Below are 2824 nucleotides of genomic sequence, written 5' to 3' on the forward strand. Positions count from 1 at the left end.
TTATATGGTCCCGGCTCATTTTATCAAGATAGAATCATTGCCATTAACTGTTAATGGGAAGGTAGATAAAGATGCTTTACCTGCATGGGCCTCTATTATACAAACGAACGATGGATATATAGCACCTCGGAATAGAGTAGAGCAAAAAATGGTAGAAATTTGGTCAGAGGTATTAGGGATTGACTCCTCTGCCATTGGAATAAACGATAATTTTTTTGAGTTAGGTGGACACTCTCTCCTAGCAACTAAAATAACTTCACGTTTAGGTGTTGATTTTTCAATTCTAGTACAAATACGTGATATATTTGAATACCCTACCATTAAACATTTCTCAAAACGTTTAACATTTTTATTGGGAAAAACGGGGGAGATCGATGTTTTTACACCATTACAATCAGTTAAACGTGAACAATACGAACCATTATCTTTCGCTCAACAGCGTTTATGGATAATGGATAAAATTGTAACAAATAGTGCGCTTTACAATGTCCCGATTGCATGGCGTTTAAAAGGAAAATGGAACATTGAGATGTTAAAAAAAGGATATAATGCAATAATACATCGCCATGAAATTCTACGGACAGTATTTCATGAAGTTGACGGAAAACCAGTGCAAATTGTTCAACAAGATATAACAGTTCCCTTATCAGTAATTGATTTGCGTTATCTTTCTCCTGAAGATAAAACATCTAAAATAGAAAATATATCAAAAATAGAAGCTAAAAAGCCATTTGATTTAAGCCAAGGACCTTTATTACGTACTCATTTAATAATAATGGACAATAAAGAGTTAGTACTTCTTTGTACCATCCATCATATTATTTTTGATCGCTGGTCATTAGATACCTTTATCAATGAATGGATGAGTTTTTATCAGGCATTTTTAGAAAACGAAACTGAAAAGCTTCCCCCTTTACCTGTTCAGTATATTGATTTTACAAAATGGCAAAAAAGTTGGTTAACAGAAGACATTATACAAAAACAAATAGCATATTGGGGGAAAGAATTACGCGGTTTACTTCCTATATTGGAACTCCCATTGGATTATCCTCGTCCAATAATACAAAGCTATAATGGAGATACGTATCAAATTGTCATACCCAATAAATTGTTAGAAAAAATAAAAGTATTCAATTCTAAGGAAGGCGTTACATTATTCGCCACATTATTAGCAAGTTATCAAGGGTTTCTTTCTCGTTATACCAATCAAAAAGATATTTTAGTAGGCAGCCCGATTGCAAATAGGAATTATCCAGGAGTTGAAAATCTTATTGGATTCTTTGCAAATACTGTAGTCTATCGTGCAGATTGCTCAAATAATATAACATTTAAAGAATTGGTCCAACAAATAAAGAAAAAAATGTTAGATGCACAAGAAAACCAGGACGTTCCTTTTGAAAAAGTTATAGAAGCTATACAACCAGAACGTGATATGAGTTATTCTCCATTATTTCAGACAATGTTTGTTTTTCACAATCAATTAAAAGAGTTACCAAAATTATTAGATCATAGCGTAGAAAAAATCCCTAGACATATGAATGGTGCAAAGTTTGATATAACTATAGCAATGGAAGAGATACCAACAGGATTACAAGTGGATTTTGAATATAATACAGACTTATTTAAGGTTTCTACAATAAAAAGAATGGCTCAATCTTTTGAAATTTGGCTAGATGAAATTTTACAATTTCCGGAGGAACCTATTGAGAATCTAAGAATACTCACTAAGAACGAAGAAAAGCAATTATTACATGAATGGACTAACATAGAGGGCAATTATCAAAAAGATGTGGTGATTCAAGAGTTATTTGAACAGCAAGTAATTCAGAATCCAGATTCTGTTGCGTTGGTATATAAAGATCAACAGTTAACTTATAAGGAATTAAATGAAAAAGTAAATCAATTAGCTTTTTATCTACAAAAACGAAACATAGGCCCTGAAAGTATGGTAGGGGTTTATATAGAACGTTCTTTAGAGATGATTGTAAGTATATTAGGAATAATAAAAGCTGGTGGCGCATATGTCCCACTAGATCCCGCATATCCAACAAAGAGGCTTGAATATATCTTGAAAGATGCCAACATACAAGTATTGCTGACACAAAGTCATCTAACACAGTGGATACCTAAAGAAATAGATTGTATTGATATAAAAGAACATGAAATGAATATTTCGAGAGAAAAAAATATAAATCCTACAATTGAAGTTAAACCAGATAATTTGGCATATGTAATTTATACATCTGGATCCACAGGAAATCCAAAGGGTGTCCTTTATGAACAAAAAGGTCTATGTAATTTTATTAATGCCAGCATTAATTTTACAAAATTAAATACGGGTAGTAAGGTAGTTCAGTTTTCTTCAATTGCATTTGATGTTTCACTATATGATATCTTCGCAACTCTGGTGTCTGGTGGAACTTTATATGTATGTGGTCAACAAGATATTATGCCAGTCGAGCCACTTACCCAGTTTTTGCTAGAAAAAAAAATTACGCATGCATTTTTACCACCTACGGTACTAAATCTGTTAGATGAATCTAAATTTGAGGAATTACAAACTGTTATTTCTGCGGGTTCAGTCTGTAGTGAACAAGTGGCAAAACGATGGGTGAAAAATCACCTCTTTATAAATGCATATGGTCCAACAGAAGCATCGGTTGCTACTATAGACATTTATAGCGGCAAAGGGACACCACCTATTGGTCGATCTATTCCCAATGTAGAGGTATATGTATTAAATGAAGCTAAAAAACTTGTCCCTATTGGGACAGTAGGTGAACTTTATATAGGAGGTATCGCATTAGCACGAGGATATTTGAAT

1 protein-coding gene is annotated in these 2824 nt (G+C 33.0%); it reads left to right on the forward strand.

What is annotated here, in order from left to right:
• Positions 1-148 precede the first annotated feature (148 nt).
• On the forward strand, positions 149-2824 hold a 2676-nt coding region (locus tag MR167_RS31105), incomplete at its 3' end, for a non-ribosomal peptide synthetase (protein WP_242316209.1).

It is taken from the genome of Bacillus cereus group sp. BfR-BA-01355, from assembly GCF_022663675.1.
GTDB lineage: Bacteria > Bacillota > Bacilli > Bacillales > Bacillaceae_G > Bacillus_A > Bacillus_A thuringiensis_S.